Annotated in this window: 15 protein-coding genes; 13 read left to right on the top strand and 2 right to left on the bottom strand. The window is 59.8% G+C overall.

From position 1 onward, the window contains the following. Positions 1-124 precede the first annotated feature (124 nt). The 9 genes from ACSOSP_RS32135 (at position 125) to ACSOSP_RS32095 (ending at position 10,671) form a co-directional block, all read left to right on the top strand. Positions 125-1,252: an aminotransferase gene (locus ACSOSP_RS32135; RefSeq protein WP_455314703.1), complete on the top strand. Its 1,128-nt coding sequence runs from the start codon at positions 125-127 to the stop codon at positions 1,250-1,252. Positions 1,253-1,561: 309 nt separating this feature from the next. Further along, positions 1,562-1,861, top strand: a complete 300-nt coding sequence (locus tag ACSOSP_RS32130) for a superinfection immunity protein (RefSeq protein ID WP_455314702.1) — start codon at positions 1,562-1,564, stop codon at positions 1,859-1,861. A gap of 473 nt (positions 1,862-2,334) precedes the next feature. Beyond that, positions 2,335-3,951, top strand: a complete 1,617-nt coding sequence (locus ACSOSP_RS32125) for an efflux transporter outer membrane subunit (protein ID WP_455314701.1) — start codon at positions 2,335-2,337, stop codon at positions 3,949-3,951. Positions 3,952-4,023: 72 nt separating this feature from the next. After that, entirely contained in the window at positions 4,024-5,274 is a 1,251-nt protein-coding gene (locus ACSOSP_RS32120; protein WP_455314700.1) for an efflux RND transporter periplasmic adaptor subunit, read from the top strand. 10 nt (positions 5,275-5,284) lie between these two features. Beyond that, positions 5,285-8,620: an efflux RND transporter permease subunit gene (locus ACSOSP_RS32115; RefSeq protein WP_455314699.1), complete on the top strand. Its 3,336-nt coding sequence runs from the start codon at positions 5,285-5,287 to the stop codon at positions 8,618-8,620. Between the two features lie 60 nt (positions 8,621-8,680). Continuing rightward, complete coding sequence (locus tag ACSOSP_RS32110; RefSeq protein WP_455314698.1) at positions 8,681-8,812, top strand: hypothetical protein; 132 nt, start codon at positions 8,681-8,683, stop codon at positions 8,810-8,812. A 111-nt stretch (positions 8,813-8,923) separates the two neighbouring features. Further along, positions 8,924-9,334, top strand: coding sequence for a cupin domain-containing protein (locus ACSOSP_RS32105; RefSeq protein WP_455314697.1), 411 nt, complete (start codon positions 8,924-8,926; stop codon positions 9,332-9,334). A gap of 396 nt (positions 9,335-9,730) precedes the next feature. After that, positions 9,731-10,291, top strand: coding sequence for a c-type cytochrome (locus ACSOSP_RS32100; RefSeq protein ID WP_455314696.1), 561 nt, complete (start codon positions 9,731-9,733; stop codon positions 10,289-10,291). A gap of 116 nt (positions 10,292-10,407) precedes the next feature. Beyond that, complete coding sequence (locus tag ACSOSP_RS32095) at positions 10,408-10,671, top strand: hypothetical protein (protein ID WP_455314695.1); 264 nt, start codon at positions 10,408-10,410, stop codon at positions 10,669-10,671. A gap of 79 nt (positions 10,672-10,750) precedes the next feature. On the opposite strand, the gene ACSOSP_RS32090 is transcribed toward ACSOSP_RS32095, so the two are convergent. Continuing rightward, positions 10,751-11,680, bottom strand: coding sequence for a LysR family transcriptional regulator (locus ACSOSP_RS32090; protein WP_455314694.1), 930 nt, complete (start codon positions 11,678-11,680; stop codon positions 10,751-10,753). 362 nt (positions 11,681-12,042) lie between these two features. Here ACSOSP_RS32090 and ACSOSP_RS32085 point away from each other — a divergent pair, with 362 nt between their 5' ends. Together ACSOSP_RS32085 and ACSOSP_RS32080 are read left to right on the top strand one after the other, a co-directional pair. Next, positions 12,043-12,354, top strand: a complete 312-nt coding sequence (locus ACSOSP_RS32085) for a DUF4148 domain-containing protein (RefSeq protein ID WP_455314693.1) — start codon at positions 12,043-12,045, stop codon at positions 12,352-12,354. Positions 12,355-12,501: 147 nt separating this feature from the next. After that, positions 12,502-13,356 carry an SDR family NAD(P)-dependent oxidoreductase gene (locus ACSOSP_RS32080; protein ID WP_455314692.1) on the top strand — a complete coding sequence of 285 codons (855 nt, stop codon included), beginning with the start codon at positions 12,502-12,504 and terminating at the stop codon, positions 13,354-13,356. Positions 13,357-13,506: 150 nt separating this feature from the next. On the opposite strand, the gene ACSOSP_RS32075 is transcribed toward ACSOSP_RS32080, so the two are convergent. Next, entirely contained in the window at positions 13,507-14,562 is a 1,056-nt protein-coding gene (locus ACSOSP_RS32075; RefSeq protein WP_455314691.1) for an aldo/keto reductase, read from the bottom strand. A 746-nt stretch (positions 14,563-15,308) separates the two neighbouring features. Between ACSOSP_RS32075 and ACSOSP_RS32070 the strand changes: the two genes are divergently transcribed. Together ACSOSP_RS32070 and ACSOSP_RS32065 are read left to right on the top strand one after the other, a co-directional pair. Then, entirely contained in the window at positions 15,309-15,629 is a 321-nt protein-coding gene (locus tag ACSOSP_RS32070) for a hypothetical protein (protein ID WP_455314690.1), read from the top strand. 140 nt (positions 15,630-15,769) lie between these two features. Continuing rightward, positions 15,770-17,161 (top strand): hypothetical protein, encoded by a 1,392-nt coding sequence (locus ACSOSP_RS32065; protein ID WP_455314689.1) that lies wholly within the window; start codon positions 15,770-15,772, stop codon positions 17,159-17,161. Positions 17,162-17,420 lie beyond the last annotated feature (259 nt).

The following is a 17,420-nucleotide window of genomic DNA, read 5'->3' as shown; positions in this document are numbered from 1 at the left end:
ATCAGTCAAACGAAAAACGAACGGCGTCGTTGTTGGCCGAGTCAGCAGGCGTGACCTGGTCCGGCTGTGTTTTTCGCCCATCATGTCGGCTATCGTCAGAGGTAGCTGACCAACGGAGATTGCAATGAACATCAAGGACTTTCTGGTCGAGCGCTGGATGGACCGGTACGAGCATGAGGCGCGCTATAACCTCGCTGAAACCTGCGTGGAATCGCTGACGGTCGCGCAATTACTCGAACTGACCGGTAAGCGTGACAGCCTGCTTGACGAGCTTCTGCCGATGAAGCTGACCTACGGAGCGATCGAAGGATCCGACCGGTTGCGGGCGAATATTGCGGCTTTATATGAACGGCAGACGCCGAAGAATATTGTCGTGACGCACGGCGCAATTGGTGGCAATGCACTGGTGTACGAGACGTTGATCGAGCCCGGCGACCGTGTGATCGCGGTGTTGCCGACATACCAGCAGCACTACTCGATTCCCGAAAGCTACGGCGCCGACGTGCAGACCATGACGCTGCGCGAAGAGAATGGTTTCCTGCCGGATCTCGACGAGCTTCGCAAACTGGCAGGCACGAAGACGAAGCTCATCGCCATCAACAACCCGAACAACCCGACGGGCTCGCTGATGGATGAAGCCTTTCTCAAGGAAGTCGTGAGCATCGCTCAATCCTGCGGCGCATACCTCTTGTGCGATGAGGTTTATCGGGGCACGGACCAGGATGGCTCGGGGTTCACTGCGTCTGTCGCTGATCTTTATGAGCGGGGTATCAGTACCGGCAGCATGTCGAAGACATGGTCGCTGGCCGGATTGCGGCTGGGATGGATTGCCGGGCCGGTCGAACTGATTCGCGCGGTGTGTATTCATCGGGACTACAACACCATCAGCGTGGGGATGATCGACGATTATCTTGCGTCCATTGCGCTGGAGGCCAAGGACAAGATCCTTGCGCGTAGCCACGGAATTACGCGGACCAATCTCAACGTCCTCGACGACTGGATCGGCAAGGAGCCGCTGGTGTCGTATGTGAAGCCGAAGTCCGCGACGGTCTGTCTGCTCAAGTTTGACGTCGACATGTCGTCGATCGACTTTTGTACATCGCTTATAGAGGCGACGGGCGTGATGTTCACGCCGGGCAGTGCGTTCGATATGGAAGGATATATCCGGGTCGGTTTCGGCAACCCGCTCGATGTCCTTCAAGAGGGGTTGGTGAAGGTTTCCAGCTTCCTTAAGGATATCGAACGGCGGTAGTCATGCGTGGTGGTTAGCGGCGCGCACCCCGGCGCACTCCCCATTTATGGCGGAAACCGCAATCGCCGCAGCGCTTCTTAACCGGCCTGCTCGCGACGGTCGATCGTGGCCTCGCAGTCCGGTCACCGCCGCCCGTCACATCAAGCAGAACAACCCTCATTCAAAAATGGAATCAGGGATTCTTGCGTTCAAGCTAATAATGTTTTCGCTAATCACCTCTTTAAGTTAAATAGCGGCGATCGTAGTATTACCTATGGCTTTTGGATTAATGGCAGCTTTTTGATGTGACAAGTCGAGCAGGAGGTGAGGATGTTTCGCTACCTTTTAGAGGGCGTTGCGGTTACCGCTGCGGTCGTAGTGTATTTCCTGCCAGCTATCCTGGCTGACCGAAAGGGACGACGCAACGTCTTGTTGCTGGCGCTGCTGAACGCATTGTTTGGTTGGACGGTCGTGTGCTGGATCGCAGCGCTTTACTGGGCACTTCATCCCGATAGCCAAGCCCGGGTATTCCGCATCGTCCGGGCCAAGCGGCGCGCGCATGCGCAGGCCACAGTGGCCGCCATTGTCGATCGGGCGCATAGACGCGCGGATGCCGCGCATACGAGATGAAACGCCCGGGTATTGCTCAGACATTAGCCCGCATTAGTTAGGTATGGAAATTACATCGAACTTACGGTTTGAGCAAGGGCGTATTCAGGACGGGTTAAAGATTGCGCATCAAGGGCGCTAGCGCATTGGCGCGCAACCTCCTGACATTTGGCGCAGGAGCCGGCATGCATCGCGCGTGTCTGGTGGAAGCTTGCTCGACGAACTGCAAGTTGATTTTCCAAAGACTTGGGAGTTGATAGAACCCTGGGCTTTATTCCATTCTGCTGAAAGCCGTTAGTCAAAAAAGTAGAAATCGATCGTCATCCGGGTCTGTTTGCTGCCCAAATCTGCAAGGTCTGCGTCGTCTCGCTAGAATACGGTTCATCCCGTAGTCGGACTGCTAATCCGGTATGCAGAACGCGTCTGCATGGGACCGGAGAAAGCGCTAAAGAACCAAAGTAAGCGCGAACTCCGGTCGGCACAGGAGACTTCACTTGAAAGGTGATTGTCGGACCTTGCGCGGTTCTTACGTAAGCGATGCACGCTCCCGATCGTGGAGCGTGGTGAAGAGCGGCGTCGCGCTCATCTTCGCTACGTCCCTCGCTGCGTGCATGGTCGGCCCGGACTATCGCAAGCCCGAGGTCCAGGTGCCGGAAGGCTTCAAGGAAGGCGTCGACTGGCAGCGCGCCGAGGCGAATCCGCAAGCTGCGATCTCGAGCACATGGTGGCGCAGCTATGGCGATGACAAGCTCAACGGTCTCGTCGAACAGGCGTTGCAAGCCAACCAGTCGATCGCGTCGGCGGAAGCTGCCTACCGTGTCGCGCAGGCGACGGTGGAGGAAGACCGGGCGGGCCTGTTCCCGGTCGTCAAGGCAGGTCTGTCAGGTGCGCGTTCCGGGGGCAACATTGGCGCTTTAGCGGCAAGCACCGGCTCGTCATCTGCCGGAGCGGGCAACAGCGTCGCGGCTACCGGGAGCGTCAGTTGGGAACTGGACCTGTGGGGCCAGATACGGCGCCAGCTCGAGCAAGCGAAGGCGAACGCACAATCGTCTGATGCGCAGCTTGCCGGTGAGCGCATTTCGATCGCGGCGAGTGTCGCGAGCGACTACTTTCAACTGCGCCAGGCTGACTTCGACATCCATTCGCTGAAGGAGCAGCAGGACATCGACAGCCGGATTCTCGCGATGGTGCAAACCGCGTTCAGAGAGGGCCAGGCGTCCAACGACGACGTGCTCAACGCGCAGGAGAACCTCGAGACGATCATCGCCGACCTGCAGGTGACCGAAACGACACGCGAGCAGGACGAGCATGCGATTGCCGTTCTGACCGGTGTTCCGCCGGCGTCATTCAACATTGCGTCCGATCCGGACTATCCCTTCCTTACGCCTGCCGTGCCGCCGCCCCTGCCTTCACAACTGCTCGAGCGACGCTACGACGTGGTGAGTGCCGAGCGCACGGCGGCGGCGGCCAACGCGGGCATCGGCGTCGCCGAAGCCGCGTTCTATCCGTCCCTGACGCTCTCGGCCCAAGGTGGTTTCGCGCACAACACGCTGGCGCATCTGTTCACCGTGCCGAGCCGTTTCTGGACGCTCGGCCCCGAGCTTGCGGAAACGATCTTCGACGGCGGTGCACGCACGGCCGCGGTGCGCGGCGCGCGTGCGACCTACGACGAAGATGTCGCAAACTATCGTAATACGGTTCTGACGGCCTTCCAGAGCGTGGAGGACAACCTGTCTTCGATGAATCACCTGAGGGCGCAGGCAAACTCGTTCGCGAAGGTGTACGACAGCAACAGCCGGCTGTTCGCGAGCGAACAGGCGCAGTTCGATGCCGGCGCGGTCAGCCAGCAGAACTTGCTGACGCAACGGCTGACCTTGCTCGAGGCGAAGCAGAATCTGCGCGACACGCAGGCGCTGCTCGCCGAGAGTAACGTGCAACTCGTCAAGAACCTGGGTGGTGGCTGGCAGCGCGACGACGCCGAGGTCGCTCCGGCGCCCACTGCTGCTGCATCATCCGCTTTGTCGCCCGCTTCATCACCCGCTTCGTCGTCCGCTTCGTCGTCCGCTATGCAAACGCCAGCGCGGCCTGCCCCGGAGGCGGTCGCCGACTGACTTAAAAGCTATTCCATACAGTCCGGCACGCGGAGCCCGCGCGGACCGGTCTCAAGCAAGAACGGAGTCCTCATGAAGTCACGTTCTCAGCGCTCGGCGCTGTCGTATCTGTGTCTGATCGTACTCGCCGCCTGCTCGAAAAGTGCGCCGCCGCCTCCACCTGCGCAAGTGGCCGTGGTGAAGGCGCAATCGCAATCGGTCCCGCTGGAACGTCAGTTCGTCGGCCGGCTTTCGCCTTACTACAGCGCGAACGTAACGGCCCGCGTGTCGGGCGTGCTGCTGCGGCGCAACTACACCGAGGGTTCGCAGGTACGCGCGGGGCAGTTGCTGTTCGAGATCGATCCGGTCTTTTACCGCGCGCAGCTCAATAATGACCTCGCGTTGCTGGCCGAGGATCAGGCCACCTACGTCAACGATCACATCACAGCCTTGCGTAACCGCAAGCTGCTGCCGGTGGGATCGGTCTCGCAGCAAACCGTAGACAATTCCGATGCCGCCGAACGCAGCGCCGCCGCCAAGATCAAGGCCGACGAGGCGACCGTCGCGAGCGCACGGGTCTCGCTCAACTACACGCGGGTGACGGCGCCCATTGGCGGTATCGCCGGACAACAACAGGTGACGGCGGGCGCGGTGGTCGGCAGCAGCACGTCGGACACGGGTGGAAGCGGCACGCTGCTCACGACCGTCCAGCAAATCGATCCGATGTACGTGAACTTCACGATCAGCTCGGCTGATCTGGTGACGCTGCAGGACTCCCAGAGCGCAGGTTCAGTCGATCTCTCGCAGCAGAATCACACCACGGTGAAGATCTCGCTGCCTAATCGTGCGTCGTACGGCACTGCGGGCACGCTCGATTTCTCCGATGTATCGGTGAATGCCGCGACCGGCTCGGTCAATTTGCGTGCGCTCGTTGCGAACCCGCAGCGGCGTCTGCTGCCCGGCATGTATGTGACGCTGACGGTCAACTTCGGCACGCAGAAAAACGTTTTCTTGATCCCGCAGCAGGGCGTGCAGCGCGACACGGTCGGCGCGTACGTGCTGGTCGTGAACGCGGATAACAAGGTGGGGCGCAAGGACGTCGTGGCCACCGATAGCCTCGGCAACAACTGGATCGTGACGCAGGGGCTGACGGACGGTGACGAGATCATCGTGACGGGGGTGCAGATGGCGCGGGAGGGCACACAGGTGAAACCCGTCGCGTGGCAGCCGCCTGCGGCGGTGGCTTCCGCAGCACCCGCAGCTCCCATGCCGGTTGCAGTGTCGAGCCCCCCGGCCGCGCCGGTTGCCACTGCGTCAGCGGCTTCGGCCGGCCTGGCGAAGTAGGAGAGCGCACATGCCGAGTTTTTTCATCAACCGCCCCGTCTTCGCCTGGGTGATCGCGATCCTGATCTGTCTGTTCGGCATCATCTCTGTGCACGGCATGGGGATCGATTCGTACCCGGACATCGCGCCCCCGGAGGTGACGGTCACTGCGCAGTATCCAGGCGCAAGCGCCCGGACGATGGAGTCGACGGTGACCCAGGTGATCGAGCAGCAGCTCACGGGCATCGACAATCTGCTGTATTTCAGTTCGAACTCGAGCTCGAATGGCCAGACGCAGATCATCCTCACGTTCGCGACCGGCACCAACCCGGACATCGCCCAGGTGCAGGTGCAGAACAAGGTCACGCTCGCCCAGCCGCTGCTGCCAACTCAAGTCACGCAGCAAGGGGTGGTGGTGGCGAAGGCGAGCCCGGACATCCTGATGTTCGTCGCGCTGCAATCGGATAATCCGGCGATCGATGCAGGGCGTCTCTCCGATATCCTCGCGTCAGAGATCCAGCCAAACATCGGCCGTGTGAACGGGGTCGGCAATACCACGCTGCTGGGCTCCGAGTACGCGGTGCGCATCTGGCTCGACCCCAACAAGCTGCAGAGCTACGGCTTGTCGACGACGCAGGTGCTCAATGCCGTGAACTCGCAGAATGCGCAGTTCGCAGCCGGCTCGCTGGGCGCGGATCCGGCGGTGAAAGGGCAGGTGTTTACGGCGAACGTGACGGGCGACAGCCTCTTTTCGTCGATCAAGCAGTTCCAGGACATCATCATTGTCGCCAACAACAACGGCACCACGGTCAAGCTGAGTGACGTGGCGCGGGTGTCGTTCGGCTCGCAGACCTACGGCTTCGCGCCGGTCTATAACGGCAAGGCGGCGGGGGGGATGGCCGTGTTCCTGCTGCCGGGCGCCAATGCGCTCGCGGTCGCGAAGGCAGTCAAGGCCGAGATGGCGACGCTCGCGAAGGATCTGCCGGAAGGCGTCGTCTGGAGCGTGCCCTACGACACCACACCTTTCATTACCGCGTCGATCGTGGACGTGATCCGCACGCTCATCGAGGCGATCGTGCTGGTGTTCTTCGTGATGCTGATCTTCCTGCAGAACCTGCGGGCCACGATCATCCCGACGCTCGTGATTCCGGTGGCGCTGCTCGGGACCTTCATCGGGCTGTCGGCGCTGCACTACACGCTCAACCAGTTGACGCTGTTCGGCATGGTGCTGGCAATCGGCATCGTGGTGGACGACGCGATCGTCGTGATCGAAAACGTCGAACGCATCATGACCGAGGAGCATCTGGAGCCAAGGGCGGCGACTCGCAAGGCGATGGGCCAGATCACCGGCGCCATCATCGCGATCACGGTAGTGTTGTCCGCCGTGTTCATCCCGTCCGCGCTGCAGCCGGGCGCGACCGGCATCATCTACGCGCAGTTCGCGCTGACGATCGCGGTGTCGATGGGGTTCTCCGCGTTCCTCGCGATGTCGTTCACCCCTTCGCTGTGCGCGGCGATCCTGAAGCCCGAACACGCGACGAAGAAGAATGCGTTCTACCGCTGGTTCGACCGCACTTTCGACTGGACAACTAACAAATATATCGGCCATGCCGGCCGGGCCGTGACCCATGCACCGCGCTGGATGATCGGATTCGTGCTCGTGGTGGTGCTGACGGGTTTCCTGTATACGAAACTGCCGACCAGCTTCGTGCCTGACGAAGACCAGGGCTTCGTGCTCGCACTCATCAACCTGCCACCCGGCTCGACGCTGCAGAGCACGGATCACGTGATGACCGAGGTGCGCGACAAGCTCGCGAACAGTCCGTTCAGCAAGGAAATCGTGGGGATTTTCCAGCCGGAAGGTTTCAGCTTTGTCGGCACAAGCGAAAACGTCGGCATGTCGTTCATCAAGCTGGCGGACTGGAACAAGCGCCATGACACCGCGATGACACTGATTCCGAAGATCAACCAGACCCTGCATGGCATTTCCGATGCGCAGATCTTCGCGGTGAATCTGCCGACCATCCGCGGTCTTAGCCAGTTCGGCGGCATCGACATGTATCTGCAGGCGCGCGAAGGCCAGTCGCGCGCGGAACTCGCCCAGGCCACGGGCACGCTGCTCGGGGGAGCGACGAAGAGCCCGGTGCTGTTCGGGATCCGTCCCAACTCGCTGCCGAGCGCACCGCAACTCGATATCGCGGTGGACCGTACCCAGGCCCAGTCGATGGGCCTGTCGCTGACCGATGTGTACTCCACGCTCCAGATGGAGCTCGCGCCGTTTTACATCGACCAGTTCACTTACGGCGGGCGCGTGAAGCGCGTCTATATCCAGGCGGATGCGCCGTACCGGATGGGGCTCGACGCGCTCCAGCACCTGTATACGCCGAGCCTATTCACGAGCGGCACGAGCGGCACAAACTCTGGCACAACCGCGGGCCAGTCGTCATCGGGCAGCGCGAGCGCGTCGAACGGTTTCACTACAGCCGTCGACCCGTCGCCTGCGAATACGTCGATAAGCCCCTACAACATGGTGCCGCTCGCAAGCGTGGTGAATGCCAGATGGAGCTTTGGGCCGACGGTGCTGCCGCGCTACAACGGCTACTCCGCGATCGAGATCGTCGGCAACTCCGCACCGGGCTACTCGACGGGTCAGGCGATCGATGTGCTGCAGAACATTGTCGACCGGCAATTGCCGGCGGGATTCGCGGCGGACTGGACCGGGCAGTCGTTCCAGGAATTGCTGTCGGGCTCGTCGGCGATAACGCTGCTGTTGCTGTCGATCGTGGTGGTGTTCCTGTGTCTCGCCGCGTTGTATGAAAGCTGGTCGATTCCGGCCGCCGTGCTGCTCGTCGTGCCGCTGGGCATGCTTGGGATGCTCGTGTTCTGCCTATCGTTCGGTGTACCGAATGACATCTACTTCAAGATCGGTCTCGTGACCGTGATCGGACTCGCGGCGAAAAACGCGATCCTGATCGTCGAGTTCGCGGTGGAGGGGCAGCAACAAGGCATGACCCTGCGCGATGCCGTCCTGAGCGCAGCCCGGCTAAGACTGCGCCCGATCCTGATGACCTCGATGGCCTTCATCCTCGGCGTGTTCCCGCTTGTTGTCTCGTCGGGCGCAGGCGCCGCTTCGCGTCACGAGATTGGCACGGGCGTGATCGGCGGCATGTTGTTTGCGACGTTCCTCGGCCTGCTGCTGATTCCGGTGTTCTATGTGGTCGTACGGCGGCTGCTTGGCGACAAGCTCGACGAGGTATCGCACAAGATGCCCCATCACGACGACGACGCGGGCGGCCACGCCGGCGATGCGCCGGGCGGTGGCGGCGCGGGCGGCGCACGCCTTGGCGGGGAGGACACATCAGCCTAGCTGAGCGGCGCGCGCCGGATACGGCGCGCTTCAGTTAGTCATGCACCGGCGTAGCGGCAGATGAAGCGAAGACGGCGACAAGCGCTCGAAACGCTCGACCAGATTCTCGATGCGGCCGACCTGGATACGGTTCGCGTGTCAAATGTCGTGCATGCGTTTCTCGCCAGGGTGTTTTGTGTGACAGGGGATTGATCTCTACTGGTGCTGAATCTATTCAAGCTGTCCTGTTGAATAACCAGGGATGGCGCGACATCATCGAGATCGAGCGGCCTGTCCGGCACGCATCTGACGCAGAGGTAGAAAGTGTTCAATTTTTTCGACGTGAATGAAATCATCAAGGGGTTTCCCGACGAGGCGCTCAGCACCATCGTGGATACCTATCTCACCGACGAGCCCTCAGCAAGCTCGCGAATTTTTCGCGTCTACTATCCAATACCTCGGCACTACCATGAGACATGCGAGGAGCATCTCTATCTCCTGACCGGCAAAGTGAAATTTTCCATCGAGGACGAGGACCCACGCGTGCTCACGGCCGGCCAGCTGGTCACGTTTGAACGAAACACCGTGCACGCAATTACCGAGATTCTGGAGTCTCCCGCCGTATTTTTCACGGTTGATGCACCCCGGCGTGTGCCGTCCGATGTCGTGTACGTGAATCCGGAGGATGCAAGGATACGCCCTTTCGTGACGCAGCTGGACGATCTCGGTCACTAACTCGCCCATTCAGCGCCGGTGCAAATGCGGTCCGGCGCCAGCCATCTACAAGCTCGCGTTCAAGCATCCGTATTTCTTGCGAAAGGGCGGCAAGCGCAGCGTTGAACCATAGCGATTCCCGACGAAGTCACGTTGTTCGACGAAGGTGTGGAACTTTCCACCAAATTTTATCCGTTTTATATTAAGGAATACAAATTATGTATAGATACGCAATGCTTGCTCCGATCTCTATTCCTCGTGCACAACCCGGATGTACCTTCAGGTGCCTGATGAGTCGAGTCATCAACACATCCCTGGTACGTCGGATAACAAAACGGTAATGTTGTTGACGGTGTGGCGCAATGTCGAGATCGCATACTAAAGGCAACTTCCACTGCGGTTCGACGGGTGCATAACATGAGCGTATTGACGAAAAAATCACTTTCAGGACGTGGCAAGGCAGGCCTGGTGCTGATAGGGGGCGCTGTTGCGATTGTTGCTGGCGGACTGGCGTTCATGGAGTCGGGTATCTACGACGTTTCCGCCTCATCCGGACATAACGCCCTGGTCGCTTGGGTTTTGCATGAGACGTATACGCAATCCCTGCATCGGCACGCTAAAAATATAGTGGCGCCAGCCGACCTGGTTAGTGCAGGAAATGTTCGGGCAGGCGCGCGTCTTTACAACTCAACCTGCGTGTACTGCCATGGAGCGCCTGGTCGAGAGCTTAGTTCGATTGGACAGGGAATCCTGCCGCTTGCTCCGTCATTGCTCGATGCTCATCGACGGAATAATCCGAGGCTGATGTTCTGGGTCATCAAGAACGGCGTCAAGATGACTGGCATGCCTTCATTCGGAAAGACGCAGAGTGATCAGGCGATGTGGCAACTCGCTGCGTTCCTGTCAAAAGGGAGGGGAATATCTGCTCAAGACTACGATGCGTTGGCGATAATAGACAGCAGCGCTGAAACGAAATGATGAACGTTAATAAATTAAATGTCGGATTCCTGAATAAAATGGATCTGTGAGAGAAACTTGACACCGAGTGATCTACATCATCATCCGGTAATCAAAACGCACCTTGTCGACATACCATGAACGCTCGTATCGCACTACCTTTGCTGACGCTGGTCACCGCGTTGTCTGGTTTGCCGCCTGTCGAATGCAAGGCAGCAAGCATGTCAATGTCTGGCGGTATTGCCGGAGATGTTACTGTTGCGAGCAGCAGTGACTTTTTGTACGGAAACGGCCAGCACGCCGATAAGAGCGGCAAGCATCAACCGATTCATCCGCAACTGAAGCCCGACTATGCCTGTCAGAATTTGCACGTCAGGGAACCGACTTGTCCGCCAAGGTGAACGACGGTCTGCAGAGCACGGCAACAGCGCTCCAACGCTCGGCGAGGCAGGTGAGCTCGTCCTGAGCTGCAAGAAAAGATCATTGACTCTGATACTGAACCGGGACGCCGCGCTTTGAAATCAGCAGGTCCAGGAAGGTCTTGGTGACACGATGGGATGGTTGTCCGTTATGTCCCTTGAACGCGACAACGAGCTCCCAGCAAGGCGCGGCACTGTCGGATAGTTTGGCCACTGCGATCGGGCTTGCGCGCGCGTCCTTGGCGCGTGCGCGCGCGATTGATTCGGGTACGAGCGCTATGCCCAGGCCCTGGGCGACCAGATCCAGCAGCGTCGATATGTCATTCACTTCAAAAGCGGTCGTACGAGCGCCTGGAAGAGCCGCAAAGCCCCGGTCCAGGAGACGTCTCATTCCCCAGTCGGGCTTGAGGTCAACGAACGTTTCGTCCAGCAGGCTCAACATGTTGGTCGCCGGCCCATCAGCCAATGGATGGCTCGGCGAACAGACAACTACAACGTCCTCGCACGCCAGCATTTTTGTCACCATCCCGGCACCTGTTTCTCCGGGTTGGGTAAAAACGAGATCAAGCCGTCCTTCGTTTACCTCATGAAGCAAAGGCGTTGCACCATCCAGCAGCAACTGGACATCGATTCCAGGAAACCGGTTGCGAAATCGCCCTAGGGAGGCCGGCAAGTCAACGAACGGCGCGAGGCTCTGAATCGAGCCGATGCGCAACTGCCCACGAGCGAGGCCGTGCACCTGGGTGACTGCCAGGCGCGCTTCGCGGGCCGCTGCCAGCACGTGTGCCGCTTCCTTCAACAGAACCTTTCCGGCAGGCGTCAAATCAACTCGGCGCGTGCTGCGAACGAGCAATGGACCGCCGAGGTCATCTTCAAGCATGCGTATGGTTTGTGAAAGACCGGACTGCACGATGTTCAACCGTCGTGCCGCCCTGGTGAAGTGACGTTCTTCGGCTACGGCAATGAAACACTCAAGCTGCTTTAGATCCATTTACTTGTCCTGGATGTGCAGGGTTGGTGCGGTGGGTCGACCGTGCCAATCCAATTTTCATTTGGTTGATGCTCTCAGCCACGTCAGGAACGCGTGTCTGGATCGGTGCTTGCTTTACTGAGGATGACGTATCGTATTGCTAAAACTACGATTGTCTCGGCCAATGTCGTGCCGAGCAGATGAAAGGATCAGCCCCGTCCATATATTGTACGCGGCGTGGCGGATGTCGGCACAGCACAGACTCGGATAACAGATTTGTAATGGAAAAGTTGGGGTGAGGTCATGGTCGGATACGCACAATGCGAATCAGGTGCTGCTCATGGTGAGCAACACCATCCCACCGACATTGAAAGGCAGCCATCATGAAATCACTCATCTGTGCGGTATTTGCCGTCGCTGTTCTCGCCGCTCCCACGCTCTCGTTTGCACAGGCGAGCAACGCACCGGTTACGCGTGCGCAAGTCAAGGCCGATCTCGTGCAGGTCGAGCAGGCCGGCTATAACCCTGCGCGCAAAGACCTGAATTACCCAGCCGATATTCAAGCTGCCGAAGCGCGTATCCACACGTCATCGGCTGCCGACACATCCTATGGCGGGGTATCCAACGGGACAGCATTCGGATCACAAGCACCGGTAGCCGCGCTTCAGAGTCAGGCGCTGTACTCGCATCATTGATAACCGCTCTGGCAGCAAGGATCGCGATAATGAGTCGCGAAGACGGCAGGTGACTTCGGTGCAGGCTTTGAGGAATTGTTGCGAAGTTGAAGATCAGAGATAATCGACAGGGTAGGGTGCCAAGCACTCGTCCAGGAAGGATTATAGATGCCACACTTCGTTTTCACAGCCGGATCCGTCGCCGTTGTCACGGGTGGCGCTGCCGGTATCGGCCTCGCCGCCGCCAGGCGATTCGCGCAACTCGGACTTCGCGTGTGCATCGCGGATCTGGGCGAGGAGCGACTCGCGCATGCAGCGCAGGAAGTCGCTGTTCTGGCGGCCCATGGAGTGGACGATGTCATGGCCATCGAGACGGACGTCAGCCGCGTCGAAGACCTGCAACGACTGGAGGCAGCGGTTCGAGATCGCTTCGGCGGCACCGATATCCTCATGAACAACGCCGGGATTCAACCGGGCAGTTCCATGTTCGGTCCGGCCGCCAACTGGGAGCGGGTGCTCGATGTCAACCTGTGGGGAGCCATTCGCGGCACTCAGGTTTTTGTGCCTGGCATGATTGCGCGCGGCCGCCCGGGTCTGGTGATCAACACCGGCTCCAAGCAAGGTATCACCACGCCGCCCGGCGACCCGGCCTATAACGTGTCGAAAGCCGGGCTGAAGGCGTTCACCGAAGCGCTGCAGCACGAACTGCGCAACACGCCGGATTGCCGGCTGAGCGCTCATTTGCTGATCCCGGGTTTCGTGTTCACGAACCTTGCCGCTCATGGCCGCACCGAGAAGCCGGCCGGCGCCTGGACGGCTGAGCAAACCGTCGATTTCATGATCGAACGCCTGAGTGCCGGCGACTTCTACATTCTCTGCCCCGACAACGACGTGCCCCGCTCCCTCGACGAGCGACGCATCCTGTGGGCGGCGGGAGACGTTGTCGAGAACCGTCCGCCGCTGTCGCGCTGGCATTCGGATTACAAGCAGGCGTTCGAAGCGTTCAGCAAGAAAACCGACTGACTTGCTCCCGGATATGCGCTCGCCTGAGCACTTCGCTCACGGCGACGTCCGGGTTTTCGGCATTGAAAGATGGTGGGTCTTGGGCGCTCTCAACGGCAGCGCGCCCGATTGCGACAGAACGACTTCTTCGGGATGACCGTGAGGATCGGATTACGCCTTCAGATGCGGTCCCAGTAGCGAAAGGTCAGCGGCTCCAAGACGGTCGTGTGCGGTCTGCACCTGATGCCAGTACGGGTAGAGCAGAGGCGGCGCGCTTACCTTGTCGAGCCGCGCGCGCTGGTCGACGGTCAACGTCAGATTCGCCGCGCCGAGGTTGTCACGCAGTTGCGTTTCATTGCGTCCACCGATGATCACCGAGGCGACGGCAGGCCGTCCAAGTGTCCACGCGAGTGCAACCTGTGCGGCTGAGACTTTGTGCTCGCCGGCTATCCCGATGAGTACGTCGACGATCGACCACAGACGTTGCTCATCGCGGATCGGCGGCTCGGTCCATCCGGCGAGTTGTCGTGTGCTCTCGGGCGTCGCGTCGCGGCGGTGTTTGCCTGACAGCAAGCCGCCTGCCAGCGGACTCCAGACCAGGATGCCAAGTCCCTGATCGAGTGCGATTGGCGCAAGCTCATACTCCGCTTCGCGTGCTTCAAGCGTGTAGTGGATCTGCTGGCTCACGAAGCGCGGCAGACGCTCCCGCTCGCTCACGTGCAACGCTTTCATCAGGTGCCAGCCCGAGTAGTTCGAGCAGCCGACGTACCTGATCTTGCCGTGCCGGACCAGCAAGTCGAGCGCCTCAAGCGTCTCTTCAAGCGGCGTGAGCCCATCCCATTCATGAACCTGGTAGAGGTCGATCACATCGGTCCTGAGACGGCGCAGGCTCGCCTCGCACGCCTGGATCAAATGATGCCGCGACAAGCCCCGGTCATTCGGGCCGTCGCCCATCGGAAAGCGTGCCTTGGTGGCGATCAGCACGCCGCCCTTGCGTATTCCGCCGAGGGCCTCGCCGACGATTTCCTCCGACGCGCCATTCGAATAGACATCCGCCGTATCGATCAGGTTGACGCCCGCGTCGATGCACATGTCAATCTGCCTGCGCGCCTCGTCAAGGCCGACTTCGCCGACGTTCGCAAATTTGCCCTTGCCGCCCATCGTCATGGTGCCAAGCGTGATGGTCGACACCTTGAGGCCGGAACGACCGAGTTGACGATATTCCATGATGAAGCAATCTCCTGTGAAAGTTGCAGAGGAGTCGGGACCGGCGCGCGATCATTTCTCATCCGCCTGCGCGGGAAAATCTTGCCTGTTCCTGCGTTGACGCGCCCAACCGTCCGACGATATCGCAGAGTCACTGAGCATTCCAATGGGAATATCTGCTTAGATTAAGCGGCTTTCGTGATTAACGGTGTTTCAAGGCATGAGGGGCGCGGGCCACCGACGGCGGCGCAGTGCGGCTCTTGCGCTCAATGAGCACCACCATGGTTGCGGACATGCACATCAGCGCGGCAACGCCGAGCATCGGGACACGATGGGAGCCGGTGACATTGTGAAGCCAGCCGGTCGCATAAGGTCCGATCCCGCAGCTCGCTGCAGCCGGTACATCGGACCGCGTCCGCTTTTGAGGCTGGTTCGCATGAATCGCCAAACGTTTTTTTCGCCAGGCAGCACACGCTGCGTGTGGAATGACGAAAGAGTTCGACTATCGCGTCAAGCTGCACTAAAAACTCGCATCGCGTTTGCCTGCAAAGTTGCTGCCTGACCCGAGCGCCCCCTCGCGTCAGGAGACGTCGCGGGAGGCAGCTTAGACCGGCTCAATCAAGCGCGCCGCTCTTATATTCGACCGGTACCTCGCGATATGGCTTGCTTCCCTCGTTGCGCGCTTTGTGCGTTGCGAGGACCTTGGCGCCCGCATCGCGCAGGCCGCTTGCGCGAGCCACTGTACCTGGCAGCATCGCTCCATCGCGATGAAGCAATACGCCGCAGCTTCAACCAATCCGCATGCTGGCAGCGCGCCATGCTTCACAAGCATCCCCCTCTTTATTCTCAGCCAGCCGGACGCAGTCGAAAACGGCGCCGGCGGAAAGGCACTGTTGCCATTTTGGATAAATATCGCCTCGGGTAGCGGAAGACGTCCTTCGCACATGATCCTGGCGTTCGGTCAGCTCATGGTCGAGCTTGATTTCAACATGGGGCCGGTTGCCGTCGTTCTCCTCACGCGAGGACGCATGCACGCATGGCATGCCGCGCCTGCCGGCCTGGGCTTCAGACACGATAATGCCGTCTGACAGTAATGCACCGATGTAAGTACCACCCTTTCATCCCGTCCTGCTGTTGAAATGGACTGGCGCCTCCGACTGGCGCCTGCTTTGGGAAGCAGTCTTCTGCGAAGCCAAAGTTAACCATTCACATAGACAGGAATCCAAAAATGAAAGTCCAGCAAATCAACACGCAATCGAACGACCCCAGCTACGCCGGTGTTGCACAAAACGACGACCCGGGTATGCAGTCACAGGTATCGCCCGCGAAATTCGATACATCAAGTGCCGGTGATGCACAGCACAGCAACCATTCCGATGTGAGCTCCGTGCCGGACAGCGCACTGACTCCTCCCGCCCGGGGGGAGCCCGGCACCTCGGTTGAGCAGAAATCGCCCGGCATGGTGACGCATTGGCGGCGGGACGATCAAGGCAAGCCAGTCCTTCAAGAAGTCAATCCGGCGCAGAGGTCCGACGGCTCGCCCGGCAACGTTGCGACTGAGTTCAAGCTGGATCCCAACGGCAAACCTGTCCTCGTTAGTGCCCATCCGGTTGAGCGTCCTATGCACGACACCAGTCAGGACCGCACGGCGGGGGACGTCTTCTGGGACGGCTTCAAGGAAGGGGCCACTCACCCTGGACGATTCTTCGGCAAGCTTGCAGATGAGGCCACGGGCGATACGTCGGGCACTAACCAAAAGAGGGGCGAGGAGGCCGACAAGATTTTAGAAAAGACGCCGGTTGTCGGCACGGCGCTAACCATAACGGGTGGGATTGCCGGAGAACGCAATCCGGATGGGAGCCCAAAACTTGCGACCCCGGACGTTCAGCCGGATGTGCCTGAAAATACATTTGGGGGGCGTCTGGGCATTGGGCGGGCTGGGCAGGAGGCGGAGGTGCCTTTGACGAAAGCATCTCCATCTACGCAAGTGAAACCCGCAGCACGCGATGGTGCACCCGGTACGTCAAAAGAACCACAAACAGGTACTCCCCCTGCTCATGAACCGGGAACCAATGCACCAGTTACGAAAGGTGCGAAATTCGATGTGCCTGAGCAATACGCGCGCAAACCGAGCGGCGACTTGCACGCGGATCCGGACACCAAAGGTGTGTCCAGAGACGATAAGGGCCAAGCTTATATCGACGTGTCCGGCAAGACCTACCCGGTCAGGTACGACAAGGACAATGGCACGTTGCGCGTGTACAACCCCGATGATCCGGCGAAAGTTCAATATCCCGTCAAGCAGGACGAGCATGGGGACTGGCAGGTGCACAACGACGTCGGTCTCAAGGGCGGAGGGAGTACAACCGTCGTCCCGCACAATCTGCTGGCGCGGCGCACGGAGCTGGAAAATCAGCGACAACAACTGCAGCATGAGCAGCACGAGGTGCAAGAACAGATACGGCAATTTCCAGGTCCGCAGCATGCGGGCCGCTCGGGTATGGAACTGGCATACCTCGATCACGCGTTGCGGGGCCGTCTGGCTGACGTGAACAATCGACTGCAGAACGTGCAGCAGCAGTTGCAGGAGGTGCAACACGAGATACAACAATACAACTAGCCGACTAGTGGGAAGGGTGGCCGCACTTTCAAGCTGAACGGTCCCAACGGTCGGGCCGATGCCTGACCGTTTTATTATCGCAACAGCCACGATCTTCCGGCGCTATCCGGCTTCCTCAAATTTCGAGGCTACGTTATCGGATGCGGAACTTCTCTCTCAGCGGATGCAGGCGCTGGCTTCTTTTTGGTGGATTTGAAGAACGGTTGCGAAGTTGAAGATCAGAGATAATCAGCGGGGTAGGGTGCAAGGCACTCGTCCA

The sequence above is a fragment of the Caballeronia sp. KNU42 genome, assembly GCF_053760385.1.
Note: the sequence above shows the minus strand (reverse complement) of the source record. Positions and strands in the feature narration are given on the sequence as shown.

What these genes read in the sequence shown, in the direction of transcription:
- ACSOSP_RS32130 (WP_455314702.1), top strand. Translation starts at nt 1,562, where the DNA reads ATGTTTCGCTACCTTTTAGAGGGCGTTGCGGTTACCGCTGCGGTCGTA.
- ACSOSP_RS32090 (WP_455314694.1), bottom strand. Translation starts at nt 11,680, where the DNA reads ATGGATCTAAAGCAGCTTGAGTGTTTCATTGCCGTAGCCGAAGAACGT.
- ACSOSP_RS32120 (WP_455314700.1), top strand. Translation starts at nt 4,024, where the DNA reads ATGAAGTCACGTTCTCAGCGCTCGGCGCTGTCGTATCTGTGTCTGATC.
- ACSOSP_RS32070 (WP_455314690.1), top strand. Translation starts at nt 15,309, where the DNA reads ATGAAGCAATACGCCGCAGCTTCAACCAATCCGCATGCTGGCAGCGCG.
- ACSOSP_RS32135 (WP_455314703.1), top strand. Translation starts at nt 125, where the DNA reads ATGAACATCAAGGACTTTCTGGTCGAGCGCTGGATGGACCGGTACGAG.
- ACSOSP_RS32095 (WP_455314695.1), top strand. Translation starts at nt 10,408, where the DNA reads ATGAACGCTCGTATCGCACTACCTTTGCTGACGCTGGTCACCGCGTTG.
- ACSOSP_RS32110 (WP_455314698.1), top strand. Translation starts at nt 8,681, where the DNA reads ATGAAGCGAAGACGGCGACAAGCGCTCGAAACGCTCGACCAGATTCTC.
- ACSOSP_RS32080 (WP_455314692.1), top strand. Translation starts at nt 12,502, where the DNA reads ATGCCACACTTCGTTTTCACAGCCGGATCCGTCGCCGTTGTCACGGGT.
- ACSOSP_RS32065 (WP_455314689.1), top strand. Translation starts at nt 15,770, where the DNA reads ATGAAAGTCCAGCAAATCAACACGCAATCGAACGACCCCAGCTACGCC.
- ACSOSP_RS32100 (WP_455314696.1), top strand. Translation starts at nt 9,731, where the DNA reads ATGAGCGTATTGACGAAAAAATCACTTTCAGGACGTGGCAAGGCAGGC.
- ACSOSP_RS32075 (WP_455314691.1), bottom strand. Translation starts at nt 14,562, where the DNA reads ATGGAATATCGTCAACTCGGTCGTTCCGGCCTCAAGGTGTCGACCATC.
- ACSOSP_RS32085 (WP_455314693.1), top strand. Translation starts at nt 12,043, where the DNA reads ATGAAATCACTCATCTGTGCGGTATTTGCCGTCGCTGTTCTCGCCGCT.
- ACSOSP_RS32115 (WP_455314699.1), top strand. Translation starts at nt 5,285, where the DNA reads ATGCCGAGTTTTTTCATCAACCGCCCCGTCTTCGCCTGGGTGATCGCG.